This is a genomic window from Nocardioides limicola, assembly GCF_016827675.1.
Lineage (GTDB): Bacteria > Actinomycetota > Actinomycetes > Propionibacteriales > Nocardioidaceae > Nocardioides > Nocardioides limicola.
Window position 1 is genome coordinate 21944 of the sequence record NZ_JAERJA010000003.1, and the last position, 25308, is coordinate 47251.

16 protein-coding genes are annotated in these 25308 nt (G+C 70.6%); 8 read left to right on the forward strand and 8 right to left on the reverse strand.

Annotated features, from left to right (window positions below):
- Positions 1–13: 13 nt before the first annotated feature.
- Together JKG67_RS07365 and JKG67_RS07370 are read left to right on the forward strand one after the other, a co-directional pair.
- Complete coding sequence (locus tag JKG67_RS07365; RefSeq protein ID WP_203336655.1) at positions 14–607, forward strand: hypothetical protein; 594 nt, start codon at positions 14–16, stop codon at positions 605–607.
- Positions 604–1479: an alpha/beta fold hydrolase gene (locus tag JKG67_RS07370; RefSeq protein ID WP_203336656.1), complete on the forward strand. Its 876-nt coding sequence runs from the start codon at positions 604–606 to the stop codon at positions 1477–1479. The genes JKG67_RS07365 and JKG67_RS07370 overlap by 4 nt, the downstream gene beginning before the upstream one ends.
- A gap of 249 nt (positions 1480–1728) precedes the next feature.
- On the opposite strand, the gene JKG67_RS07375 is transcribed toward JKG67_RS07370, so the two are convergent.
- The gene (locus tag JKG67_RS07375) at positions 1729–2439 is read right to left on the reverse strand and encodes a PaaX family transcriptional regulator C-terminal domain-containing protein (RefSeq protein ID WP_203336657.1); all 711 of its coding nucleotides are present in this window, start codon (positions 2437–2439) and stop codon (positions 1729–1731) included.
- A gap of 91 nt (positions 2440–2530) precedes the next feature.
- Between JKG67_RS07375 and JKG67_RS07380 the strand changes: the two genes are divergently transcribed.
- A complete protein-coding gene (locus tag JKG67_RS07380) occupies positions 2531–4162 on the forward strand; it encodes an acyl-CoA dehydrogenase family protein (RefSeq protein ID WP_203336658.1) in 1632 nt (543 codons plus the stop codon).
- Positions 4163–4205: 43 nt separating this feature from the next.
- Here JKG67_RS07380 and JKG67_RS07385 read toward each other — a convergent pair whose 3' ends face one another.
- Positions 4206–4826, reverse strand: coding sequence for a hypothetical protein (locus JKG67_RS07385; RefSeq protein ID WP_203336659.1), 621 nt, complete (start codon positions 4824–4826; stop codon positions 4206–4208).
- Positions 4827–5038: 212 nt separating this feature from the next.
- Here JKG67_RS07385 and JKG67_RS07390 point away from each other — a divergent pair, with 212 nt between their 5' ends.
- The 4 genes from JKG67_RS07390 to JKG67_RS07405 are packed head-to-tail and all read left to right on the forward strand — an operon-like array spanning position 5039 to position 7651.
- Positions 5039–5725, forward strand: a complete 687-nt coding sequence (locus JKG67_RS07390) for a response regulator transcription factor (RefSeq protein ID WP_238998136.1) — start codon at positions 5039–5041, stop codon at positions 5723–5725.
- 2 nt (positions 5726–5727) lie between these two features.
- Positions 5728–6936, forward strand: coding sequence for a sensor histidine kinase (locus JKG67_RS07395; protein WP_203336660.1), 1209 nt, complete (start codon positions 5728–5730; stop codon positions 6934–6936).
- A gap of 35 nt (positions 6937–6971) precedes the next feature.
- Entirely contained in the window at positions 6972–7229 is a 258-nt protein-coding gene (locus JKG67_RS07400; RefSeq protein WP_203336661.1) for a hypothetical protein, read from the forward strand.
- Positions 7226–7651: a TA system VapC family ribonuclease toxin gene (locus JKG67_RS07405; protein ID WP_203336662.1), complete on the forward strand. Its 426-nt coding sequence runs from the start codon at positions 7226–7228 to the stop codon at positions 7649–7651. The genes JKG67_RS07400 and JKG67_RS07405 overlap by 4 nt, the downstream gene beginning before the upstream one ends.
- 14 nt (positions 7652–7665) lie before the next feature.
- On the opposite strand, the gene JKG67_RS07410 is transcribed toward JKG67_RS07405, so the two are convergent.
- From JKG67_RS07410 to JKG67_RS07430, 5 genes are all read right to left on the reverse strand, one after another.
- Positions 7666–8361 carry a YceI family protein gene (locus tag JKG67_RS07410; RefSeq protein ID WP_203336663.1) on the reverse strand — a complete coding sequence of 232 codons (696 nt, stop codon included), beginning with the start codon at positions 8359–8361 and terminating at the stop codon, positions 7666–7668.
- A 68-nt stretch (positions 8362–8429) separates the two neighbouring features.
- The gene (locus tag JKG67_RS07415; protein ID WP_203336664.1) at positions 8430–9515 is read right to left on the reverse strand and encodes an ABC transporter ATP-binding protein; all 1086 of its coding nucleotides are present in this window, start codon (positions 9513–9515) and stop codon (positions 8430–8432) included.
- The gene (gene modB, locus JKG67_RS07420) at positions 9500–10174 is read right to left on the reverse strand and encodes a molybdate ABC transporter permease subunit (protein ID WP_203336665.1); all 675 of its coding nucleotides are present in this window, start codon (positions 10172–10174) and stop codon (positions 9500–9502) included. Before modB ends, JKG67_RS07415 begins: the two co-directional genes overlap by 16 nt.
- A 3-nt stretch (positions 10175–10177) precedes the next feature.
- On the reverse strand, positions 10178–10963 hold the full coding sequence (gene modA / locus JKG67_RS07425) for a molybdate ABC transporter substrate-binding protein (protein ID WP_203336666.1): 786 nt from the start codon (positions 10961–10963) through the stop codon (positions 10178–10180).
- Positions 10960–11352 carry a TOBE domain-containing protein gene (locus tag JKG67_RS07430; RefSeq protein ID WP_203336667.1) on the reverse strand — a complete coding sequence of 131 codons (393 nt, stop codon included), beginning with the start codon at positions 11350–11352 and terminating at the stop codon, positions 10960–10962. Before JKG67_RS07430 ends, modA begins: the two co-directional genes overlap by 4 nt.
- 133 nt (positions 11353–11485) lie before the next feature.
- Between JKG67_RS07430 and JKG67_RS07435 the strand changes: the two genes are divergently transcribed.
- Complete coding sequence (locus JKG67_RS07435; protein ID WP_203336668.1) at positions 11486–15256, forward strand: tetratricopeptide repeat protein; 3771 nt, start codon at positions 11486–11488, stop codon at positions 15254–15256.
- A gap of 4 nt (positions 15257–15260) precedes the next feature.
- Here the strand turns inward: JKG67_RS07435 and JKG67_RS07440 are convergent, their stop codons facing one another.
- Positions 15261–25133 carry a C25 family cysteine peptidase gene (locus tag JKG67_RS07440; protein WP_203336669.1) on the reverse strand — a complete coding sequence of 3291 codons (9873 nt, stop codon included), beginning with the start codon at positions 25131–25133 and terminating at the stop codon, positions 15261–15263.
- Positions 25134–25308 lie beyond the last annotated feature (175 nt).

Below are 25308 nucleotides of genomic sequence, written 5' to 3' on the forward strand. Positions count from 1 at the left end.
GAGGTCGAGCAGAATGTTCATCCAAGTGATTCAAGGCATGTGCTCCCGCGAAGAGGAGCTTCACGAACTCGCCGACGAATGGCTCCGCGATCTCGCCCCAGAATCGGTGGGCTGGCTCGGTGGAACCTACGGTGTCACCGACGACGGCATGTTCATCGGAGTGGTCCGGTTCCAGTCCCGGGAGGCGGCGCTGGCCAACTCCGCCCGGCCCGAACAGGCCCGGTGGGCCGCCCGGCTGGCGGCGCTGTGCGACGGTCCGCTGGAGTTCCACGACTGCGACGACGTCACCTTGATGCTCGACGGCGGCTCCGACTCCGCCGGCTTCGTCCAGGTGATCCGAGGCAAGGTCGATGACCCTTCGAGGCTCAAGGCGATGATGGCCGACACCACGCTGCTCCACGAACTGCGGCCCGACATCGTCGGCGCCTCGCTGGCGATCGAACCCGACGGCACGTTCACCGAGACGGTCGCCTTCACCGACGAGGCGAGCGCCCGTGCCGGCGAAGCCCAGGAACCACCCGCCCAGATCCAGGAGGAGTTGGCCTACGCGATGAAGGGAGCAACCTTCTTCGACCTGCACCACCCGTGGTTCGCGTCACCACGGTGACCCACCACCGCCTCCGGAGCCGGGACCTGGTGGCCCGGCATGAGGCCAGCGGCCGCCGATTCACTGCGGCCGGGATCAGTAGCTTCACCCTCGACCAGGGCGAGGGTGAGGCGGTGCTCTGCCTGCACGGCGTACCTGCGTCGTCCTACCTCTACCGCGCACTGGTCCCGGCGCTCGCCGAGCGGGGCGTTCGGGCGCTGGCGTTCGACCTGCCCGGCTTGGGGCTGGCCGATCGGCCGGCCGACTTCGACTACTCCTGGACCGGCCTCGGCGCGTGGGCGGCGGCGGCCGTGGACGCGCTGGGCCTGGGCCGTTTCCACCTGGTGGTGCACGACATCGGTGGGCCGGTCGGCTTCGAGCTCGCCGCCCGCACCCCGGACCGGGTCGCCTCGATGACGGTGCTCAACACCCTCGTCGAGGTCGACGGCTTCACCAAGCCGTGGGTGATGCGCCCGTTCGCGCTGCCGCTCATCGGGCCGGCGTACCTGGCCGCTCTGACCCGACCGGTCAGCCGGGTGATGATGCGCCGCCAAGGTGTCCTCGGACCGGTGCCGGGCGCCGAACTCGACGTGTACGTCGACCTGCTCAAGCGTGGCGACCGGGGCCGGGCGTTCCTGAGGATCATGCGTGGCTTCGAGACCACGGCGGCCAAGCAACGGGCGTACGCCGAGGTGCTGGCTCGACACCCCGCGCAGGTGATCTGGGGCGAGCACGATCCCACGTTGCGGCTCGACCCCTACGGGCTGGCCGCGCAACGGGCGACCGGGGCGCCGCAGATCCACCTGCTGCCGGGCAAGCACTTCCTGCCCGAGGACAACGCGCCCGCGATCGCCGACCTGGTGGCCCGCCTCGTGGAGGCGAACCCGGGCTGAGGCCCGGCCAGGTCGGCGATCAGGGAGGGAGATCTCGCGGCGGCGAGCCCCGTGACCCGCCGCCGGCGTCGTCACTGCAGGCAGTAGGCCTTGGCCCTCAGGTAGCTGGACGAGGCATTCTGGTTGGTGCCGAAGGCCCGCCAGCCATTGCCGTCCTTGTGGCTGCGCTGCTCCTGCATCATCTGCTCCTGTCGTGGATGATCTACTTCCACACAGGAGTGGCCGACCGGCTTCCTGATACATCCGGTCTCAGCCGAGGGCGAGATCGCGCAACTCCCCCTGGTACGCCGCGTACGCCGCGCGCAGTTCGGCCCCGGGCCAATCCCCGGGCAGCAGGGTGCCCGGCAGCAGCGGGTCGGCGGCCAGGTGTCGCACGAGTTGGGCGGCCGCCGCCAGCCGTCGTGCCGGCTCGGACGTGCGGGTGAGCAGTTCGAGGAGGTCCCGGCCACGCCGGCTCCACTCGTTCAGGTCCCACAGGCCGCCCGCCAGTGTGGCGGCATCCCCATCGGGCCGGGCCGCGAAGGTGGCCAGCACCGGGTCACCGATCCCGGCGCGGCGCAGATTCGCCGGCCGGGTCCACACCCCTTCGCGCAGTTCGGCCAGCCGATGTCGCGCCAGCCGCTCCCGCAGCGCGGCGCGTTCGGGGCCCGGTCGCCCCGAGACCACCACGACGGCCATCTCCCAACTGCCGTCCCAGGGCCGCTCGGCATCCTCGACGCCTTCGTCCTGCCACCGCTGGCGGGCCGCCAACCGCTCCCCGAGCACGTAGTCGCCGTCGCTGCGCCGCAGGTCGCCGGCTGCGACCGCCCGCGACAGCGCCACCCGCAAGGTGGGGGCGGCGATCCCGAAGTGGGCGCCGGCCCGAATCAACTCCGCGGCACGCATCCGGTCCGGGTGCGAGCCCAGCATCAGACTGAGCACGACCGAACGCGCCGGCAGCGGGGCCAGGGCGACGGGCATGACCCCGATCCTGTCATGCAACATCTATGGACACAACCGTTGCGATTCCTGTAACGTCCGTGGTCCAGCGCCGACCCACCCGAGGATTGCCATGCCGAACACCCACGAGGTCTTCAACCAGGTCCCACCGTTGACCGGCCACGACACCTCCGCCGATCCCGCACTCCGCGAGGGTCTGGAGCGGGAAGGCGCCGGCTGGGCACTGGACGAGGTCAGCGCACTCGGCCGGCTGGCCGGCACGAGCCAGGCCCAGGAATGGGGTCGGCTCGCCGAACGGGTGCCGCCGCGACTGCACACCCACGACCGGTACGGCCATCGCATCGACGAGGTCGAGTACGTGCCGGCGTACCACCAGCTCATGGAGACCGCGGTCGGCCACGGCCTGCACGGCGCCCCGTGGGCCGACGACCGTCCGGGCGCGCACGTGGCCCGCGCCGCCAAGTTCTACTCGTGGTCGGTGGACGCCGGCCACGGCTGCCCGATCTCGATGACCTACGCCGTCGTCCCCGCACTGCGGGCCAACCCGGAGCTCTCCGCGCAGTTCGAGCCGCTGCTCACCAACAGGACCTACGATCCCCGACTGAGCGATCCGGCCACCAAACAGGGCCTGATCGCCGGTATGTCGATGACCGAGAAGCAGGGCGGCTCCGACGTCCGCGCCAACACCACCACCGCGACCCCGCAGAGCGACGGCAGCTACGCGCTGGTGGGGCACAAGTGGTTCACCTCCGCGCCGATGTCGGACATGTTCCTCACCCTGGCCCAGACGCCGGGTGGCCTCTCCTGCTTCCTGGTGCCGCGGGTGCTGCCCGGAGGTGAGCTCAACCCGCTGCGACTGATGCGTCTCAAGGAGAAGCTGGGCAACAAGTCCAACGCCTCCTCGGAGATCGAGTACGACGGCGCCGTCGGATGGCTGGTCGGCGAGGAGGGCCGTGGGGTGCGCACCATCATCGAGATGGTGAACATGACCCGGCTCGACTGTGTGATCGGCAGCTCGATGGCGATGCGCACCGCACTCGTCCTGGCCACCCACCACGCCCGGCATCGCTCGGCCTTCGGGAAGACCCTGATCGAGCAGCCGGCGATGCGCAACGTGCTGGCCGACCTGGCTGTGGAGTCCGAGGCCGCGACCACCGCGATGATGCGACTGGCCGGCGCCAACGACCGGGCGATCCGCGGCGACGAGACCGAAGCCGCGGTACGCCGGCTGGCCCTGGCCGCCACCAAGTACTACGTCTGCAAACGAGCCCCGATCCACGCGGCCGAGGCGCTGGAGTGCCTCGGCGGCAACGGCTACATCGAGGACTTCGACGCCGCCCGGATCTATCGTGAGGCACCCCTGATGTCGATCTGGGAGGGCTCGGGCAACGTCGCCGCGCTCGACGCGCTGCGGGCGATCGCGAAGGAGCCGCACACCCTGGACGCCTACTTCGGTGAGGTCGAGCAGGCCGCCGGGGCCGACCCGCGTTTCGACGGCGCCGTGGACCGGCTGAAGAAGGAGTTCACCTCCTTCGACGACATCGAACTGCGGGCCCGCCGGATCGTGGAGCAGTTGGCGCTGGTCTTCCAGGGGTCACTGCTGCTGCGGCACTCCCCCGCCGCCGTGGCGGACGCGTTCTGCGCGTCCCGGCTGGACCGGGACTGGGGTGGCGCGCTGGGCACCTTGCCGACCGGCCTGGACCTGGCTCCGATCGTGGACCGAGCGGTCGTCGACGTCGACTGAACGCTCGTCGGCAACGCCCAAGGTGCGCAGCGGCCACGGTCCCTCAGCGCCGCACCACCAGGAACGTGAATCCCATGTGCGCGGCACTGCCGGAGTTGTCCCAGCACCGGACCCGGAGCTTGCCCTGGTTGGGCAGCGCCGTGCAGTGGCGGTTGTAGAGCGGTGTCGGGACCTGGTTGACGAGCTGGATCGTGAAGCTCGGCGTCACCTGATAGATCGCGGTCCCGGAGATGCTCACTCCGGGGATCTCGACGTCGTAGATGCCGGTACCGACCGTGCTCACCACCGGGTTGGCGGCACCGAACCGGTTGAACGAGGTGGTCATCACCGGGTTGGCGAACTGCACGATCACCTGGCCGCCGGCCTGCGCCACGCCGTCGGTTCCGATCGCCACCTTGCGGGTGGTGACCGCCCCGTCGGCGAGCTTGCCGGTGCGCACCGCGCCCGCGGCGATCTTCGGCGCCCGCACCGCACCCTTGGCGATCTTGCCCGGCTTCACCGCGTTCTTCGCCAACTTCGGCGTGGTGACGGCCCCGTTGACGAGGTCGCTCGTCTTGACGTTGAGATGGTTGGCCGCGACCGGCGCGGAGACCGCGATCAGCAGTCCGGCCACAAGGCCGACCACCCCGGTCACCACCCCTCGGCGGTTCCTCTGCTGTTCCATGACGCTTCCCTTCGTTGGTCTCCGGCCCCGCCCCGATTGGCCGACGCCGCCCCCGCCGTCCCAGCGTCGTCGCCCGCCCCGGTCCGTGGAACCGCACCACCTCCCCGGCGTACCCTCCGGCTGACCGCCGCTGACCCGGGGGCTATCCCTACCTCCGGCCGGGTCGTCAGCACCCGTGTCAGCGCCCCGCCGCGCTGGTAGCGTCGTGGGGCATGTCGGTGCTGCGCCTGGTGGTCGCCGAGGACAACCTCCTGGTGCGGGAGGGGATCCTCCGGCTGCTCGCGGAGATCGAGGAGTTCAAGGTGTGCGCCGCCTGCAGTTCGTACGACGAACTGGTCGAGGCCGTCGAGGCGCACGCGCCGGACGTGGTGCTGACCGATATCCGGATGCCGCCGACCCATCGCGATGAGGGGATCCGGGCCGCTCGCCGGTTCCGCGGCAGCCACCCCGAACTGGGCGTGGTGGTGCTCTCCCAGTTCCTGGATCCGGCGTACGTGCTGACGCTGCTGGAGGACGGCACCAAGGGCCGCGGCTACCTGCTCAAGGACCGTGTCGATGAGGTGGACCGGTTGGCGCATGCGATCCGCACCGTCGGCACCGGCGGCTCCTACATCGACGACGAGGTGGTCGACGTGCTGGTCCGGTCCCGGACCAGGACCGTGGACTCGCCGTTGACCGGGCTGACCGCCCGGGAGTTGGAGGTGCTCTCGGAGATGGCCACCGGCGCCACCAACTCCGCGATCGCCGACGCGCTCGGCGTCTCCGAGCATTCGGTCGAGAAGCATGCGAGCGCGATCTTCATGAAGTTGGGATTGACCGAGGACGTGGAGATCAACCGCCGGGTCACCGCGGTGCTGCTGTTCCTGTCCGGGCGGCCGGCGAGCGGCGAGACGGCCTGACCATGGTGGGGACCGAGCAGGTGACCCGGCTGCGGATCCTGATCAGCGTCAATGTGGCGGTCACGGTGGCTGCGGCCGGCTTCATGCTCGGCGTCTACCTGATCGCGCTGCCGCACACCTCGCTGCTGGTGCTGACCGGCCTGGTCGCGGCCGCCGGGGTGACGATGGCATGTGGCTTGGTCCCGCTGCGGCACCAGAACGTGGGGCGGGCAGTGGCCTGGTGGGCGGTCGCGAACTGGTCGATCGCGCTGGTGGCCGCCCTGGCGGCGACCTTCGCGTGGCCGATCCAGATGCTGGCCGCGCTGCTGCCCGCGGTGCTCGCCACCGCGACCGCCACCGGCCGCACCCTGGTCGGCTATGTCGCGGTCTCGGTGCTGGTCTGCACGGGCGCGGTGCTGCTGGGGTTGCTTCAGGACGTGACCGGACTGACCGCGGCCACGCCGGTCGGTCTGCAGGTGGCGATCCTGGCCGTCTTCACGCCCCCGATGGCCGCCATCGTCGGGCTGATCGTGCTGCAGAACGGGCTGCGGCTCCAAGGCGCCCTCGACGCCGCGTTGCAGGCCCAGCAGGAGTTGCGCGAGCAGGCCGAGGAGTTGCGCAGGTCCCGAGCCCGGGTGGTGGCGGCCACCGACCGGGAACGACGCCGGATCGAACGTGACCTGCACGACGGCGCCCAGCAGCGACTGATCTCCATCGGCATCGGCCTGGCCGCGGCCAGGTCCACCTGCCGCACCGACACCGACGCCGCGATGGCCGAGCTGGAGGTGTTGCGGCATCAGTTGCACGTCGCCCATGACGAGGTGCGCAGTCTGGCCCAGGGCGTGTATCCGCCGGTGCTCTCCGAGCACGGTCTGGTGGAGGCGCTGCGCTCGGCGGTGGATCGCTACCCGCTGCCGATCACGCTGAACCTGACAGAGGTCGGTCGCCACCCCTCCGACATCGAGGCCGCCGTCTACTTCTGCTGTGTGGAGGCGCTACAGAACGCTGCGAAGCACTCCCGGGCGAACCACGTCCGACTGGCGCTGGGTCGCGACCCGACCACGGTGTGGTTCGAGGTCGGCGACGACGGAGTCGGCTTCGACGAGGTGGTCGCCGTGGACGCCGGCGGCACCGTCAACATGCGGGACCGGCTGGGAGCCAGCGGTGGCGACCTGCAGGTGGATTCGAGTCCCGGCCGCGGCACCGTGGTGCGGGGCTGGATCCCCATTTGATGCCTTGCTGTCATTGCTGATGATAGGCTGGCCCCATGCGCACCACCGTCACTCTCGACCCGGACACGGAGCAGATCGTGCGCGCCCGGATGGCGGCGAAGGGGATCTCCTTCAAGAGGGCCCTCAACGACGCGATCCGTGACGGCGCCCCGCGCCGGGTCGACTACGTGTTCCGGATGCCGACCTTCGAGATGGGTGCCCCGCTGCTCGACGTGACCAACGCGAACCGGTTCGCGGCCGAGCTCGAGGACGACGAGATCCTGGCCTCCACGGGCGGCCACGATCCGGCATGAAGATTCCCGATGTCAATGTGCTGCTGGCGGCGGCCAACGCCGATGCCCCAGCCCACGCACCGTCACGTCGCTGGCTGGAGAACTCGCTGGCCGGCGGCGCACCCGTGGGTCTGGCCTGGGTCGCACTGCTGGGGTTCGTCAGGATCGCCACCCACCCCCGGGTCTTCGCGACCCCCCTCACCGGCGACCAGGCGATGGGGGTCGTCGAGCAGTTGCTCGCTGCCCCCACCGCGCACGTGGTGCACCCCGGAAGCACTCACGCGACCCGGATGCGGGAACTGCTCCGCCGCGCCGGGAGCGGCGGGAACTTGACCACCGATGCCCATCTGGCCGCGCTCGCGCTGGAACACAAGGGCACCATCGTGACCTTCGACTCCGACTTCGACAGGTTCGCGGGCGTGCGCTGGGAGCGGCCCAGCTGAGCCTCGCGTGGAGGTCAGCGCTGCAGCCGCAGCAGGAACTCGATCACGCCGTGGTCCTCGACCGAGATGCCGGCGATTCCGGCCTCGGGGATGCCGTGGTCGGCGAAGGTGACGTCGATGGCCCCGGCCACCTCGAGCTGGTCGTCGACGACCTGGACGTCGAGGATGACCGTGACGGCTCGGGTGACGCCGCGGACGGTCAGCTCCCCGGGCACCTCGACGGTGAAGGTGTCCGCGGTCGCCGGCAGCCTCACGTCGGCGGTCTGGGCGAAGGTCGCCGTCGGATGGTTGGCGGTGTCCATGATCCGGGTCCGGTACTGCGCGTCCCGGCGTTCCTCGTCGGTGGCCACCGCCGCCATCTCCACCTGGACCTGGGTCCCGGTGAGCACCCCGTCGGTCACCGTGGCGCTTCCGATGACCTGGTCGGTGCGACCGACCACGGTGACGTTGCGGCCGAAGAGCACTTCGTCGACCCGATAGCCGGCCACCGAGTCGGCGCCGACCTGCCAGGTGCCGTCCAGGGACGCGTCTCGGTCGGCCTCCGAGCCGTCCTCGGGTCCCGCCGGCGCGGTGGTGGGCGAGGTCAGCTGCAGCTCATCGGGCTGCTCGCCGACCACCCACGTGCCGTAGGCCCACGGCCCCACCACAACCACCGCCAGCAGCAGGGCCACCAACGTCCCGACGATCCCGAGTACCTTGTTGCGTGTCATGGTCGCGGAGCCTAGACGCCCTGGCTGAACGCCTCCTGAAGACCTGAGCCGCCGTGTTCGGCGAATCCTCAGGTTGTGCCGCGGGGCACCAGGTGCACGGCCGGGGCCTTGATCACTGCGGTCACCCGGAGCCCGGGGGTCAACCCCAGATCCTCACGGGTCGGCCGGGTGACGTACGCCGCGAGCGCGAAGCCGGCATCGAGGTCGACGCGCAGCAGTGGCCCGTGGTCGTCGAGGCCGGTGACCACCGCAGCCAGGTGGTTGCGGGGGCTGCCACCGGACTCGGCCGCGCCGAGGTGCAGGGCCACGTCCTCGGCCCGGACGCAGGCGAGCACCGGGCTCCCCTCCGGCAGCGGTTCGGCGGTGACGGCGTGCAGCAGGTGGCCGCGCACCTGCACACGGGTGACCCCCTGGTCGGTGTCGACGACCTGGCCGGCCACGATCGTCTCGGTGCCGACCGCGTCGGCGACCGCCAGGTCCGCCGGGGCGGAGAAGACGGTCGCGACATCGTCGAACTGCCGCAGCCGACCGTCGATCAGCACCGCCACCCGGTCGCCCAGGGCGAGCGCTTCGGCCCGGTCGTGGGTGACCACCAGTGCGGGGACGCCGGCCTCGCGGAGCAGTCGGCGCAGTTCGCCGCGGAGCCGGGCCCGGGTCGGTGTGTCCAGGGCCGAGAGCGGCTCGTCGAGCAGCAGCAGTCGGGGGCGGGGGGCGAGTGCCCGGGCGAGGGCGACGCGCTGCGCCTCCCCTCCGGACAGTTGCGGCACCGCCCGATCGATGAGGTGCTCGGCACCGGCCGCGGCCAGCGCCTCACGGATGCGGGCCGGCCGGTCGGCGCGGGGCAGCTGCCGCAGCCCGTAGCCGACGTTGCCCGCGACCGAGAGGTGCGGGAAGAGCACGTGGTCCTGGAAGAGGAGGCCGATCCGGCGGTCCCGGGCCCGGACCCAGGTGCTGTCGTCGCACCAGAGGGCCCCGTCGTACTCGATCCGGCTGCCCGACTCCGGCCGGTCCAGGCCGGCCAGGCAGCGCAGCAGGGTGGTCTTGCCGGATCCGGACGGCCCGAAGACCACCGTCACCGGCGCCTGCTCGACGTCCACGCTGAGGTCGAGGTCGAGGAGGTGCCGCCGCACGCGTGCGGTCAGCGTCGTACCCATGTCAGCGCCCCCCGTCGTTGCAGGCTGTAGGTGACGGTCAGCACCACCAGCGAGAAGGCCAGCAGCGCCAGGCTGGTGCGGGCGGCAGTGGCGTAGTCGAAGGCCTGCACGCTGTCGTAGATGGAGATGGAGACGGTCCGGGTCTCGCCGGGGATGTTGCCGCCGACCATCAGCACCACGCCGAACTCCCCCATCGTGTGCGCGAAGGTGAGCACCGCGGCGGTGGCCAACCCGGGTCGACACATCGGCAGCACCACCCGGAGCAGGGTGTCGACCCGGCCCCGACCGAGCACCTCGGAGGCGTCCAGCAGTCGCCGGTCCAGCCCGGCGAAGGAGGCGAGCAGTGGTTGCACCGCGAACGGCAGGCTGTAGAGCACGCTGGCGATCAGCAACCCGGTGAAACTGAACGCCAGGGTCTTCCCGGTCAGTTCGTACCACCATTGACCGATCGGCGACCGGGTGCCGAGCGCCACCAGCACATAGAAGCCGAGCACGGTCGGTGGCAGCACCAGCGGCAGCGCCACCACCGCCTCGATCAGCACCGGCCAGCGACGCGGGGTGTGCGCCAGCCAGGCCGCCAGCGGCACCGCGATCACCAGCAGGATCGCGGTGGTGGCCAGCGAGAGCCGGACGCTGAGGTCGATCGCCTGCCAGTCCACGGCTCACGCACCGGGCTCGTAGAAGCCGTACCGCTTCAGGATCGCTCGGCCCTGCTCGCCGAGCAGGAAGGCACGCACCGCGCGAGCGCCGTCGGGCTGGGCGGCGGCGGCCGGGATCACCCCGCCCTGCAGCAGCCGCGGGAAGGAGTCCAGCGGCACCTCCACCCAGCGGCCGCGCTCGGCCAACTGCGGCGCGAGGGCCAGGGAGAGAGCCAGGATCCCGACCTGGGCGTTGCCGGACTGGACGAACTCGGCGGCCTGGGCGATGTTCTCCCCCAGCACGAACCTCGGGCGCACGTCGTCGAGGATCCCGGCGGACTCCAGGGCTGCCACCGCCGCCACACCGTACGGCGCGTGCTCGGGGTTGGCGATCGCGATCCGCTGCGCTGCCGGGTCCAGCAGCGCGTCCACGCCAGCGGTCGGGTCCACCGGCGACGAGTGCGGCGCCCAGACCACCAGCCGGCCCACGGCGTACTCGAAGAGGTCGGCCTCGTCGGCGAGACCGGCAGCGACCAGGTCCTGCGGATAGCTCAGGTCGGCCGAGAGGTAGAGGTCGAACGGGGCACCGTTGGCGATCTGCTGGTGGAAGACCCCCGACGATCCGTAGGTGACCGCGAGGTCGAGGTCCGGCTCGGTCTCGGCCAGTTCGGCGACGATCTCGTCCAGGGCGAAGCGCAGGTCACTGGCCGCGGCCACCCGGACGGTGGTCGACGCCGATCCCCCGGTGACGCCGCCGCAGCCGGTGGCCAGTATCGCGGCGAGGAGCAGCGACACCGCCCGGTGGATCATCGTGGGCCCGCCGACCGCTCCACCATCACGGTGGTCGCCTTGACCACGGCGGTGGCCAGCACTCCCGGCTCCAGGCTCAACTCCTCGGCGGCCTCCCGGCTCATCAGCGAGACCACCCGGAAGCCACCGGCAGCGATCTCCACCTGCGCCATCAGGCCGTCGACCTTGACGTCGGTGACGATCCCGGCGAGACGGTTGCGGGCCGAGCTGGTGCCACCCTCGACGACCACCTGGTCGCGGAGGAAGGCAGCGAGTGTGGCCCCGTCCACCACCTGGCGATGAGCGTCGTCGGTGCTGGCGGCCAGCCGACCTCCGGCGACCCAGCGGCGCACCGTGTCGTCGCTGACCCCGACCAGGGTGGCGACTTCGCTGATTCTCAGATGCGGCATAGAAGGCATTCTAGTGCCGATTCCACGGGGCTACTAGGCCAAAAGAACCGCAGGCGCGGTCTGGCTAGAAATAGTCCCCGGAAGGGATCGTGATTTGCCTCACACTCGTCACGCCCGCGACTACCATCAACCCATGACAGCGCCGGTCGCGCCTGAGGGGGCGATCTTCGGCACGCCGTACGTGTCCCAGCTCGAGAGCCGATGGCTCGCCGAGCAGCCTGAACAGCGGCACCGCCGACTCAACGGCACCCTGATGTCGGCGGACCTGTCCGGCTTCACCGCGATGTCGGAACGGCTGGCCGCCCGCGGCAAGGAGGGCGCCGAGCGCCTGACGACCCTGGTCAACGACTGCTTCACCGCACTGATCAACGCCGCAACCCTCGAGTCCGGCGACGTGCTGAAGTTCGGCGGCGACGCACTGCTGCTGTGGTTCGACGGCGACGAGCACCCGATCCGTGCCGCGCGAGCCGCCGGACGGATGCAGCGCGCGATCGGCGCGGCCCGCTTCAAGCAGGCAGGCCTACGGATGTCGATCGGCGCTCACTCGGGTGACGTCGACATGTTCCTCGTCGGCCCCCCGGCACGACGTGAACTCGTGCTGGCCGGCCCGGCCGTCAGTGCCACCGTGGAACTGGAGTCCGCGGCGACGGCGGGCGGCACCCTGATCAGCCCCGAGTTGGCCGCACTCCTGCCATCCCACTGGTGTGGCGGCGCCCGGGGGTCGGGGGTCGAACTGAACTCGTTGACCCTGCCCCGACCGCGCCGATCGGCGCCCAGCGCGACGAGCCCCACCCCACGGCTATCGCCCCCCGTGAACGACGACCTGGATGCCCTGGAGCGGATCGGGGGCGAGCACCGCATGGCGACCGTCGTCTTCGCGGAACTGGAGGGCACCGACGCCCGGATCGCCGCCGACGTCTCCGCCATCGCCGCCAGCATCGACGACCTCATCCATGCCGTGCTCGACTTGTCGGCGCGGTATCGACTGCACTTCCTCTACACCGATGTGATCGCGGACGGGATCAAGGTGATCTGCACCGCCGGAGCACCGCTGACCACCGGAGAGGACGAGGAGTCGGGCCTGCGCTTCGCTACCGACCTGGTCGCCGGCGACCCCCAACACCGACTCCGGGTCGGGGTCAACCGAGGTCGTGTCTTCGCCGGCTTCCTGGGCAGCCGCGAGCGGCACACCTTCACCGTGATGGGCGACCCGGTCAATCTGTCGGCACGCCTGATGGCCAAGGCCTCCGAGGGCGAGGTGGTCGCCTCCGACGACGTGGTGCGCCGCTGCCGAGCCACCTTCCGACTCACTCCGTTGGCCCCGTTCCTGGTCAAGGGCAAACAGACCCCCGTGCACGCGCACCTGGTGGGCCGCCCCACGGGCGAGCGCCGAGGACAGTTGCAGTTGACCTTGCCGCTGGTAGGCCGCGAGGCCGAGCTGTCGGTGCTGCAGGACGCGATCGAATCGGCGGCCAACGGTCACGGCCGCGTGGTGGAGGTCAGTGGCGAGGCCGGCATCGGCAAGACCCGCCTGCTGGAGGCGATCGCGGACGACCCACGCCTGGTGGGTCGGGTCGCCACGGAGTGTCAGCCCTACGACGGGCTTGCCGCCTACGCCAGCGCCCGCACCCTCTTGCGCCGGGTCCTGGGTATCCCCCACCGGGCCAGCCCGGCCGCCGCCGGGAAGCAGTTGCAGGCCACAGCCAGCCGGATCGCCCCCGACATCCTGCCGATGCTGCCACTGGTCGCGGTCGCGGTCGGGGCCGACGTCCCGGCCACTCCTGAGGCCACCGGCGTGGCCGAACGGTTCCGTGCCGCTCGCCTGCACGAGGCAGCAGTGGCGCTGCTCTCCGCCGCGCTGCCCCAGACCACGCTGCTGGTCGTCGAGGATGTCTACTACGCCGATGACGCGTCACTGGCGCTCTTCATGGCACTGGCCGAACGGATCGCGGACCGGCCATGGCTGCTCACCCTGACTCGACGCCCCGACGGCGACGGGCTCCTCGGTGCTGGCGTGCCGGGGACCCTGATCCAACTCGAGGCGCTGGCTGACGACGCAGCGGCCACACTCTCGCGGCTCGCCAGCGGCGGCGGCGCGCTGCACCCCTTGGAGCAGGAGGAGATCGCTCAACGGGCCGGCGGGAACCCGCTGTTCCTGTTGCAGCTGCTCTCGGCCAGTCGTGAGGACGGGGACACCGAGCTGCCCGAATCGATCGAGCGGGTGGTCGCGACCCGTATCGACCGGCTCCCCGGTCCCGAGCGGACCCTGCTGCGCCAGGCCGCGGTCATCGGTCGGATCTTCTCCAGCCACCTGCTCGATGCCCTGCATCGACGTGAGTACGACGACGTGATCGTGCCCCAGCGCTGGGAGCTCCTCTCCGACCTGCTCGAGCCGGCCGGCACAGATCAGTGGCGGTTCCGGCACGCACTCTTCCGCGACGTCGCCTACGAAGGGCTGGCCTTCGCTCGGCGTCGCCGGATGCACCGACAGGTGGGAGAGCTTCTCGAGCAGGGCTTCGCCGGAGCCGCCGACGTGGCGCTGCTGGCCGAGCACTTCTGGCGGGCGGGCGACTCCGAGCGGACCTGGCGATACTCGGTCGCTGCCGGCGACCAGGCCTGGGCGGCGTACGCCACCACCCAGGCCATCGCGGCCTACCGTCGAGCGTTGACGGTCAGGGTGCCGACCAAGGACCCCCAGGAACGCAGCCGCATCGCCGAGAGCCTGGGCGATGTGTGCGAGCGGGCCGGCCGGTACGACGAGGCTCTGGTCGCCTACCGGACCGCCCGGCGCTGGGCGCGGCGAAGTGACGTGGCCGACGCGCAGGGTCGACTGATGCGCAAGGTGGGTGTGGTGAACGAGCACACCGGCCACTACGGTCAGGCGCAGCGTTGGTACCAGTCAGCCATGCGGGATGCCGAGAGCCGCGGCGCGCGCGACGAGATCGCCGAGGCGGAACTGTGCGTGGCGGGGCTGCGGCTGCGCCAGGGCAGACCGGCGGAGATGGCGCAGTGGGCCACTCGGGCGATCGACAGCGCCCAACGCGCCGGCGAGGACCGCGCGGCTGCCCACGGTCGGCTGCTGATGGTGGCGGCGGCGGTCTACGACCCCGCGATCGACGCACACGTGCACGGTGCCGCCGCCCTCGAGCACTTCACCACCGTCGCGGATCAGCATCGGCGCGGCAAGGTCCTCAACAACCTCGGAGTCATCGACTACTTCAGGGGCGACTGGGACCGAGCCGCCGACCTCTACCGTGAGGCCGCCGAAGCGCTCACCGCGGCCGGTGACGTGGTGGAGGCCGCCACCGTGCAGAACAACCTGGCCGAGATCTACTCCGATCAAGGCCATCTGGAGAGGGCCACCGAACTGCTGGAGCAGTCACTGGCCACCTACGCCAGCGCGGCCTACCCGATCGGAGTCGCTCTGGCCCAGAGCAACCTGGGGCGGGCAAAGGCGCGAGCCGGACAGAGCGAGGAGGCGGTGCGGCTGCTGGAGGCCGCCCGGACCGGATTCCAGGAGATCGGTGCCGAGAGCTATGCCGTGGAGACCTCCACCCGACTGGCCGAAGCTCTGGTGCTGGGCGGCAATCCGGAGGCCGCGCTGGCGGTCCTCGACACGTTGGAGGGAACCGAGGGATCCTCGTTCCCGATCGTGGCCGTCACCCGCACCCGGATCCGTGGTTGGGCGTGCTCGGCGCTCGGCCTCCCAGATCGGGCCCGCTCCCTTTTCTCACAGGCACGGGACGCGTCCAGGAGCGCGGACCTGCCCTACGAGGAGCTGCTCGCGCTCCGTGGCCTGCTCCAGGAGGAGCAACCTGCCGACACGACGTGGGCCGAGGACGCCGACCGGATCGCTCGCCGTCTCGGGATCGCCGAGGTGCCACAGGTGCCGGCCGTGCTGTGAGGCGTCACGGCAGCAGGGCGGCGGTGGTGGAGATGCCCAGTTGGATCCCGGAGCCGGAGTACGACGCCTTGTAGTGGCCGCTCAGCACCACCTGCAGTGACACGGTGAGGGCGCCGCAACTGGCCCGCCCGACATCGTTGGTGGTGGCCGTGCACAGCGACGCCCCGTTGCCGGCGGTGAAGGTGACGCTCTGACCGACCAGCGGGTTGCCGTCCACGTCGGTGAGTGTCGCGGTCACCGACCCGGAGGCGATCTTGAAGACGCTCAGGAGGGAGGAGAGGAACTGAGCCGGTTTGGCGATGATCGCCGTGGTCCGGTTGAAGGTCACCAGACCGCTCGCCTGCTGTCCGAGCCGGTCGGTCACCGTGACGGTGACGGTGCGCTTGGCCAGGTTCGGGTACTCGTGGGTGGCCGTGGCGGTGACCACGCCGTCCACCATGGCACTGACGTCACAGCCCGCGACGGCCTTGTCGGTCCGGCACACGGTACTGGTGCCGTCGTCCCACTCGTAGGTCATCGTGTAGGGCCCGGCCTCCGGCACCCCGACCCAGACGACGCTGACCGATCGGGTGGTGCCGCCCGGATTGCTGGGCAGGTTGACCGCGTCGACCCGCGGTGGAGGCACCACCGAGAAGGTGCTGGTGGCCGTCGCCACCTCCGGTGGGTTGCCGGCCACGTCCGGGCCGGTGGTCACGGTCAGGGTGTGCCGCCCGACGGTGCCGCTGACGTCGTCACCGTTCTGGACCGAGGCGGTTTCGCCGGCGGAGCTGCCGAAGCCGGGTCTGGTGGTCAGCGTGGCCGCGCACTCGGTGACTCCGGAGCCGGCGTCGAGGCAGGCGAACTGCGCGGTAGCGCCGCCGCGGTGGGCGATCACCGCTCCGTCCTCGGGAGCGATCACCATCGCGATCGGCCCGCTGGTGTCGATCCGGATCTGACGAGCCACCTGCTGCCCGTCACTGCTGCGGACGATCACCGTATGCAGCCCCTCGGCGGTCAGCGTGATCGGGCCGTCGTACGGCTGCGCCTGACCCTGACCGACCACTTCGAGGGTGAGGTCGGCACCGCCGGACGCAGAGACGGTGACCGGACCCACATACCACCCCGCGTTGCCCTCCGGACCATCCAGGTGAAGCCGCAGGGTGGGCGCGGTGGGCTGGTCGGTGAGGGCCTCGTCGCGGAAGTTCAGCGCCTTGTTGGCGGACACCGCCACGTTCCCGGCCGCGTCGACGGCCTGCACGACGTACTCGATGTCGTCACCGAGTCCGGTCACCGAACCTGTCCATCGGGTGCCTTCCCCGCGGACCAGGTCGACGCCGACCCAGGAGGCCGACTGACCGTGCTGAGCATCGGAGAGCGCCAGCACGTAGACCCGCTTGACTCGCGCCGGACCGCCACGGTCGTCGGCGACGTCGACGGCCAGAGTGAGGCTGCCGTCATCCACCAGCGCGTCCACCCGACGGAAAGTGGGCGGGGTGAAGTCATCGACCTCGTCGTCCACGAAGTACGGGGTCACCGTCATCGTGTCGACGAGACGCTGGATGCCGGTCCCATCCGCAGCCGTGGTGCGGAAGTAGCCTGCGGTGGCAGTCATCGTGAAGGCCTCGCCTGCCGGGGTGAGGTGCGGGTTGACCCGCACCGGGCTGGACGGGAACGCGACCACGGACGGGGCGTGCACCTTCTCGCCGCTGGTGCCGACGATCGGCTGGAAGATGTGCGGCCGTACGCCGTGCAGGTCGGTGGTCGTCATCCCCAACACCAGCGCGTCGTGAGCCTCGGCGCCGGCCGGGGCCACGAACTCCTCCTCGACCCTGGGCAACACGGGGCGATCGTGCACCGCCGTGGTGAGCTCGTCCTCGTCCTGACTGCCCACCCAGTATCTGCCTCCCTCGGTGGTCGTCTGCTCGACGAGCAGCGGCGTCACCTCGATGGTGCTGGTATCGATCCCGGTGATCGGGTCGGGGTGCAGTACCGGGGCCGGCGGCAACGGCGGCACCGGCGGCGGGTTCGCCACCGCCAGTCGATAGAACGGCAACCCGTACAGGGTCGCCTCCATCATCGCCTTCTCGTCGTAGACGCCGTAGGCCGTCAGATCGGCGGCGTACTCGGCCTTGGCGTAGCGCAACGCCTCCCCGACGGTGAGAGCGCCATCGAGACGAGCCGCGAAGCCGGCCATCAACTGCTCCGACAGCGCCACGATCTCGGTGTCGCCGTACCCGTAGCCGGTGTTCCCGACGAAGACGCCGCCCTGGGAGGCGATCGCCTGAGCGAAGTCCAGGGAACGTCCCTGGTCGACCAGCAGGTCACTGACCGACAGGCCGCTGTGGCAGCCCATCGAGAAGACGATCGACCCGGCCAGGTCGCCGGCCAGCGAGCCACGGACGGCGGCAGCCATGAAGAGATCCGACTCGTCGTGGGTGGCGTTGCCCAGGCCGGGCAGCGCCCGGAAGTGGTCGAAGTGGGCGTTGATCGAGGTCAACTCCGGTGTCAGGGAAGCGATCGCCTGCTCCAGATCGCTCCTCGTCCACGTGTCGGAGATCAGCGAGCGGTCGATCGGGTCATAGGTGCCGACCAGGCCGTCCGCGGTCGCCTCGGCTCCGTCGGTGAGGAAGTCGTAACCGGTGACCAGAGCCGTCCCGACGTCCAGCAGGCCGCCCGCGGTGACGAAGTCGGCGAGCTGGTCGCTGATCTCCTCCGGTGTCTCCACCAGTCGTCCGACCGCGGTGTCGGTGACGAAGAGCACCCGGTCCCCGAAGCCGTAGGGGTCCAGGTCGCCGTAGGCGTCATCGGTGAGCACGTGGCCCGAAGCCATCGCCGCCCAGAGCGCCGAACGCCGGTCGCTGAACATGCTGGCGTAGCTGCGCTCGTTCGCGATCACGGTCCGGTCGGGGACCCGGGCGAACGGGATGGAGTCGTCACCGCCGACGAGCACGATGTGCTTCAGCGGCGAGTCGGCGCGGTACTGGTCGAGCAGGCGCACCACTTCGGCCACCACGTTGTTGGCGGTGTCCGGCAGGCAGGGAGCGGCGTCCCAGGCGTCGTACGCCGCACGGACGCCCGCATCGGCATCGATGGCCAGTGTGGCAGCGGTGACGCCCAGTGAGGCCTGGGCGGGGTCGTTGACCCAGGTCACCAGGGCGTCGACACCGGCTCTCACCTCTACCGCCGGCCCGGCGCCGTGCAGCCCGGCCATCCGGGACTCGTTCACCAGGAAGACGGTGTCGGTGCCAGCGGGCAACTGCGCCGGAAGGGAACCGGTCACCGGGGCGCTGGTCACCGGGCGGGGCTGGCAGGAGATCGGCGTCACGGCACCCAGTGCCTTCATCCGCAGCGCATACGGGTCCGCATTCGTTGCGCCGTTGTAGCCGGTGACCGCCACGTAGTAGGTCCCGGTCACCGCCAGTGGCCCGGTGTCGATCTGTTCGTCCCGGGTCCCGCGGCGCAGCGACGTCCGGATCACGGCGAGGTCCCCGAGGTCGCTCGGCTGGGCGATGTCATCGTCGGCGACCGGGACCACCTCGCTCTGGGTGGGGATCGCCGAGTGATCCTCGTCCTCGACCGGGACGATGGAGCGCTCCGAGGGCTCCTGGATGTTCGCCGACGAGGCCTTGGGGCCATAGAGGGTGAGGTCGAGGTCGGCGTCGAGGTTGGAGAGGATCAGTGAGACGCGAGCCCCCAACTCGCTCACCTGGAAGCGGTACAGGTCGAGGTCTTCACCATGCGCGATGTGCGAGAGCACGATCGTGTCCGGGGGCAGCGGCACGGCGTCGGCGATCGTGTCGTTGGGCTCCAGCGCTTCGATGACAGTGACGCCGGTGGTGTCGGTGGCGGTCACCTCGTCGGCGATCAGGGTCGCGGTGGCCCGGATGTCGGCCAGCCCGATCCGCACCGTCGGCTCCAGGTCGAAGGTGAGCGTGTGCACCGCTGCGGCCGGCACCGCTGTGAAGGTCCAGACCAGGGTGTCGTCGACACGCGTCGGCACCAGTTCGGTCGGGTCGACCGGCAGCGACAGTGCCGCAGAACCCGGCACCATGACCGACCCGTGCGGTGCCCGGACGGTCACCCGGATGTCCCGGGCATGACCGTCGGGGGCTTCGGCTTGGAACGCCACCGCGATCGGCACGGACTGGTCACCGGGGTCGAGGCTCTGGGCGAGGACGGTGCGCAGATCCAGTGACTGCCAGGGGTACTGGGTGGGTGCGACCAGGGCGAGCAGCAGGTCGCCCAGGGTGAGGCCGCCGAGGATCGCTGCGTCCAGAGCGGCGAGCAGTTGCCCGATGGTGGTGGCGCCGTAGTCGGCCAACTCCCCCAGGGTGAGGTTGTCGAAGTCGGGGCCCAGGTCGAGCAGCACCGCATCCGAACCCAACGCAGCGGTCAGCGCGTCCCGGAGCGCCGCCTCGTCGAACCTGCCGTCGGTGCCGTCGTCGATGGCATCGGCGAGGTCGGCGAGCCGGATCCCGGAGAGCGCGCCGGCCAGGTCACCGAGGACCAGGTACTGGTGCAGGATCACCAGTTCGCCCAAGGTCACGTCGTCGAAGCCGGAGAGGTCGGCCAACGTGAGGTCCCCTAGAGCGGCCACCAGATCCGGGTGGGTGAACCCGTCGACGACGAGATCTGCCAGGCGAATCCCCGCAAGGCCGCCGGCCAGGTCTCCGAGGGTGAGGTAGGCGTGCAGTGCCACGATCTCAGCGAGGGTCAGGTCGTCGAAGCCGAGCAGGTCGGCCAGGGTCAGTCCTGCAAGCGCCGCCCGGAAGTCGGCCGCGTCGACTCCGTCGATGGCCCCGACCAGGTCCGCCAACCGGACGCCCGCGAGAGCGCCGGCCAGGTCGCCGAGGGTGGCGCCGTCCAGCAGGGCGCCTGCCCGGGCGGCGTCACCGAGGGTGGCCCCCGGACGATCGCAGTCGAGCAGGGCACAGTCGACCACCTGATCCACCGGGATGGACTGCAGCGGGATCGCGGCCAGCGCAGCGGACCTGAGCTCGCCGGCCGCCGTGGTGATCGACTGCAACGGGATGGACTGCAGCGGCGTCCCGGCCAACTCGATGCTCTGCAGTGGGATCGACTGCAACGGGATCGACTGGAGCGGGATGGACTGCAGCGGGATGCTCTGCAACGGGATGGACTGCAGCGGGATGCTCTGCAACGGGATCGACTGCAGCGGGGTCCCGCCGATCTGGATCGACTGCAGCGGGATGCTCTGCAGCGGCGTACCCGCCAACTCGATCGACTGCAGCGGGATCGACTGCAACGGAATACTCTGCAGCGGAATGGACTGCAGCGGAATGCTCTGCAACGGAATGCTCTGCAAGGGAATCGACTGCAGCGGGATCGACTGCAACGGCGTCTCGGCGATGTCGATCGACTGCAGCGGGATGCTCTGCAGCGGCGTACCCGCCAACTCGATCGACTGCAGCGGGATCGACTGCAACGGAATGCTCTGCAACGGAATGCTCTGCAAGGGAATCGACTGCAACGGCGTTCCGGCGATGTCGATCGACTGCAGCGGGATGCTCTGCAGGGGTGAGCCGACGATGGCGATGCTCTGCAACGGGATCGACTGCAGCGGTGTCCCTGCCAGCTCGATCGACTGCAACGGGATCGACTGCAGCGGGATGGACTGCAGGGGCGCGCCCTGGACCGCGATCGACAGCAGCGTGACCGACTCGTTGTCGGGGTGCTGTGGGTTGCTGCAGCGGAGCCCGTAGACCTCCGGATCCGCTCCGGCTGCGGACAGCGCGGCGCACCATTGGGCGATCGCCGGATCGCCGGACTCCGGATCGATCTCGATGGACTGCAGCGGGACCGCACCGACGGCCAGGGCTGCGATCGGGATCGACTGCAGTGGGCTGGCGACCAGATCGCCGACGGTCAGCGCGCCGATGATGTCGGGGAGATCCAGGATGTCGAGCAGGGTGATGCTCTGCAACGGAAGGTGCGCCAAGGTCGTGCCGGCCAGCAGCGCCTCCCAGCCCCCGTCGATGGATTGGAGTGGGATGGACTGGAGCGGGATCGCCAGCAGGGTGCGGGCGGACTCCGGGAGTCCATTCAGATCGATGCTCTGCAACGGGATCGACTGCAACGGCGAGGCCTGCACCGTGGTGCCCGACGGTGGCTGACTCAGGTCGATGGCACCCAGCGGAGTGGCCGCGATCGAGCCCGACCCCGACTCCGTGTGGTCGGTGAGCAGCGACGGTGCGAGGCCGGCGGTGGGCACGAACGTGGCACCGACGACCATCTGGGGTGGGGAACTGACGTCGACGAACGGCTGGGGACCCGGCGGTGGCACCAGGTCGATGGTGGTGAAGCGGAAGGTGGCGCCCGCGTCGACCTCCGGGACGTCGTACCTCGGCGCACCCACGGTCGCACCGCCATGATCGACCCAGTTCACCAGCGCCGCACCGAAGTCGGCATCCTCCGGGCCGATCAGCGACGCCTCGTGGCTCCAGGTGGCGGAGCCGTCGCTCTTGCGGGTCGCGACGTAGGCGTAGGTGCTGCCGGTCGCGGGCGCACCGACCAGCAGGCTGAGGTGCTCCCCGCCGCGACTGAGCGCGACCGCAGCGCCGAGGCGTTCCCCCTCGGCGACCCACGACCCCTCGAGGGCCGGCCCCGAGCCGGCGGGCATCCTATAGACGCGCGCCTGGTCGCCCGAGCCGGCTCCGACAGCGAACCGGTCACCGGCCAGATCCAGGGAGAGTGCCCCTCCACCCTCGAGTCCCACCTGGAAGGCACGGTCGAACTCAAGGGTGTCGCCGAGGAAGAAGCGACTGATCCTGATAGCACCGTTGCTGGCATGGCCAGCCACCAGCACAGTGTCACCGTCGGCGGCCAGCGCCTTGCCCCACTCGGTCGCATTCTCGTCCAGGGTGACGGTCTCGCGGTGCGTGAAGCTCGGCGAGTAGCTGTCCTGCACCCCGGTGCGCTGGTAGCGGTGCACCTGGCCCGCTCCCCCATTGCCGCCGGGCTCACCGACGATCAAGGTGCCGTCAGCGGTGAACGCGACACTGCTGCCGAATCGGCCGAAGTCGGTGACCGCATCGGGATCGAACACCCCGGGCCGACCGCCTCCCGGCCCGGAGTGGCCGCCTGCCCAGATCTCTGCCGCCCAGGCGGAGTATGGGTTGCCCGGAGGGCCGCTGCGTCCGTAGACACCGACGGTGCCGATATCGGTGCCGACCCTGGTGATCGGATGCAGGTCACCGCGGCCGTCCAGGTCGATGTCGTTGTCGGCCGGGTTGCCGACGGCGACCCAGATCCCGGTCTCGTTGCCGTCGGCGTCACGCTGCACGTGCACCGCCAGTGCGGTGCCCCACTCGCTGGCGCCGCTGACCGTCTGGTGGAACATGCCCGGGTTCCAGGTCCGGTCGAGGGTCCACGCCCCGCTCTCACGGCGGAACAGGTAGACAGCGCCTTCACCGCGGGCGTCCGATTGCCAGCGACGGTCCCGGGGGGCGGTCACGGCGAGCACGTCACCGTCCTGGGCGATCCGGTAGCCGAACTGGGCGTGGAAGCGGTGACCGATCGGGCGCAGGTCCTCGCCGACGTCGAAGCCGGCTCCGGTCAGCTGGTAGGTGGCCACCGCGCCGGGCAACGTCGACGTATCGAAGTGGCTGTCCGGGGCACCGACGGCCAGGTGCGGCCCGTGGGTGGCGACGCTGGTACCGAACCGGCTGTGGTTCCACCTGAGTTCATCGGTGAGGTTGCGGTGGAAGCGACCGTCGAGGCGCTGGCGGAACTGCGGCACATCGTCGGAACCCAGTCCGGGGCGCTCCCAGACGTGGACCGCGCCGATGGCGCCGATCCCGGCCACCGATTGCAACCGGGCACCGATGACCAGGCGCTGGCCGGTCTCGTCGAAGGCGACCGACCAGCCGAAGGCGGCCGTGGCTTGGGTGGATTCGTCCTCGGGCGTCGTCGGGTCGTCGTGGTTCCACGCGTGCACCCGGATCCAGGTGTCGACGGGCTCCGGCTCGGGTTCGGGCTCCGGCTCCGGTTCGGGTTCGGGTTCGGGCTCCGGCTCGGGTTCGGGTTCGGGCTCGGGTTCGGGCTCGGGTTCGGGCTCGGGTTCGGGCTCCGGCTCGGGTTCGGGTTCGGGCTCGGGCTCCGGCTCGGGTTCGGGTTCGGGCGGCAGCGTGACCTGGTGGTGGTACAGATGGGCCAGGTTGGCCCCCGGCTCACCGACCAGCAGGTCACCGCCAGCCAGCGCCACCGCGTGGCCGAACTGGCCTTCGTCATGCCGGGTCGGTGGCACCACGAGCGCCTGGGGCACCCAGTCGGCAGCCACCTGCCGGAACAGGTGCACCGCGCCCCGGTTGGCCGAGACCCCTGCCGGATACGGATCGTCGAACGTGCCTGCGGTGGGAGTCTGGGTCCCGTCATCGCCGGGGGCGCCGACCGCGATCAGGTCACCGTCGACGGCGACCGAGGTGCCGAACCGCTGCAGCACATCCCGGTCCTCGGGTGCCTCGGTCGCGCCGTTGGGCGGATCCAGGATGGTCTGGATCGCGTAGTTGCCGCCGAACCCCCCGGCACGCTGGTGGACCTCCACCCAGCCGATCCGCTCCACGAACGGGTCCGGGTCGTCGTTCGCATCCGGCCCGTCGGGCACGAACCGGCCGTTCGCGGTGCTGTTGGGGGCACCGATCACCAGCACGTCGCCGGCGATCGCCACCGAGTTGCCGTACAGCCCCTGCTGAACGCCGGGACGGGCCGTCGGGGCGATCACCTGCGGTGCCGCCGCCGACTGGTGCGGTGCCACCGTGACCGGATCACCCGGGAATCGCCACACCACCACCCGGTTCGCGTTGACCGCAGACGCAACCACAGTGACGCCGGCAGACTCCACCTGCAGCGCCACGGCCGCACCGAGGAAGCCGCTGTTGACCCCTGCGGGTGGCAGCAACTGCTGTACCAGCCGCCAATCGCCGTCTCCGGAGTCGTCGAAGTACACGTAGATCGAGCCGGCGTTGTTGGCCCCGGTCGGCAGCACCCGATCCCCAGGCGCGGAGATCGCCATCCAGCGCTGGTCCACGGCCACCGAGTGGCCGAACCGGTCCCACGCGTCGTTGGGCAAGGCCTCCAGTGTCTCCACCGAGTTCAGCACCGGGTCGATCACGATCGGGTAGACGGCGCCCCTGTCGTCCACCACGATCCGCAGGCCTGTCGCAGTGACCCGGAAGTCGGCCTGCAGCGTGGTGCCGACCGCGTCGAAGGCGGTCAGCCCGCCGTAGGCCACCCACGCGCCGGACGGGAGCACGAACCTGGCCGCTGTGGCGGCGGGCAGCTCAACCGCAGCTCCGGTCACCGTCAGATCCAGGGCGAGGCGGCCGCGACCACCGGGCCTGGCCGGCACCGTCCACCCCTGCTCCAGCCCGGCGCTCCGGTTCCGGAACCACTCCACCACCGGCCCACGCACGGCCGTCGCCGTCGTATCGGTGGCGAGCGGGGCAGCTTCGGGAAGCGCCGCCAACTCCCCACGGCGGCCGAACGCGGTCGCCTGCAGGGCCATCGACTCCGCGGCACCGGAGGGAGTGACCTCCACCCGACTCCCGGCCAGGGTGGCCGTGATCCCCGCCTCGGCGTTGTGGACGGCCAGAGTGCCGTCCGCACCCCGGGCGAACATCAGCTCCGCGGCGGCCAACTGGGCCGCGATCGAGGCGCTCTCCGCAGCCGACAGGGCGGCTGGCTCCGCCGTCGCGGGCCCCGCCGAGCCAACTCGGTCCACCAGGGCCGGGGCCAGTCCGGTCAGCGAGGCGAGCAGCGCCAAGGACAGCAGCGAGACGAGTACGCCGCGCATCGAGTCCGGAGCCCGCGACGGCGCGAGCACCCGACCCTGTTGGCCCCCGACCACACCGACCTGCATGCGAATCACCTCGACAGTCATGTGCTCAGACTGTTCGGCTCGGGCGGATCAAGCATCCCAAGAACTGGTGATTCTCCAGCCGAATGGTCCGGAGGCCCCCCGTCGGTGCGCCTCCGAACATCACCCCCAACCGGACGGCGTCGCGACGAGTTACGGCAAAAGTGTGAAATTGGCCACAAACTTTGCTTTCGGATAG

Coding starts and splice junctions, on each gene's coding strand:
- JKG67_RS07365 (WP_203336655.1), top strand. CDS start 14: ATGTTCATCCAAGTGATTCAAGGCATGTGCTCCCGCGAAGAGGAGCTT.
- JKG67_RS07375 (WP_203336657.1), bottom strand. CDS start 2,439: ATGCCCGTCGCCCTGGCCCCGCTGCCGGCGCGTTCGGTCGTGCTCAGT.
- JKG67_RS07380 (WP_203336658.1), top strand. CDS start 2,531: ATGCCGAACACCCACGAGGTCTTCAACCAGGTCCCACCGTTGACCGGC.
- JKG67_RS07385 (WP_203336659.1), bottom strand. CDS start 4,826: ATGGAACAGCAGAGGAACCGCCGAGGGGTGGTGACCGGGGTGGTCGGC.
- JKG67_RS07390 (WP_238998136.1), top strand. CDS start 5,039: ATGTCGGTGCTGCGCCTGGTGGTCGCCGAGGACAACCTCCTGGTGCGG.
- JKG67_RS07395 (WP_203336660.1), top strand. CDS start 5,728: ATGGTGGGGACCGAGCAGGTGACCCGGCTGCGGATCCTGATCAGCGTC.
- JKG67_RS07400 (WP_203336661.1), top strand. CDS start 6,972: ATGCGCACCACCGTCACTCTCGACCCGGACACGGAGCAGATCGTGCGC.
- JKG67_RS07405 (WP_203336662.1), top strand. CDS start 7,226: ATGAAGATTCCCGATGTCAATGTGCTGCTGGCGGCGGCCAACGCCGAT.
- JKG67_RS07410 (WP_203336663.1), bottom strand. CDS start 8,361: ATGACACGCAACAAGGTACTCGGGATCGTCGGGACGTTGGTGGCCCTG.
- JKG67_RS07415 (WP_203336664.1), bottom strand. CDS start 9,515: ATGGGTACGACGCTGACCGCACGCGTGCGGCGGCACCTCCTCGACCTC.
- modA (WP_203336666.1), bottom strand. CDS start 10,963: ATGATCCACCGGGCGGTGTCGCTGCTCCTCGCCGCGATACTGGCCACC.
- JKG67_RS07430 (WP_203336667.1), bottom strand. CDS start 11,352: ATGCCGCATCTGAGAATCAGCGAAGTCGCCACCCTGGTCGGGGTCAGC.
- JKG67_RS07435 (WP_203336668.1), top strand. CDS start 11,486: ATGACAGCGCCGGTCGCGCCTGAGGGGGCGATCTTCGGCACGCCGTAC.
- JKG67_RS07440 (WP_203336669.1), bottom strand. CDS start 25,133: ATGACTGTCGAGGTGATTCGCATGCAGGTCGGTGTGGTCGGGGGCCAA.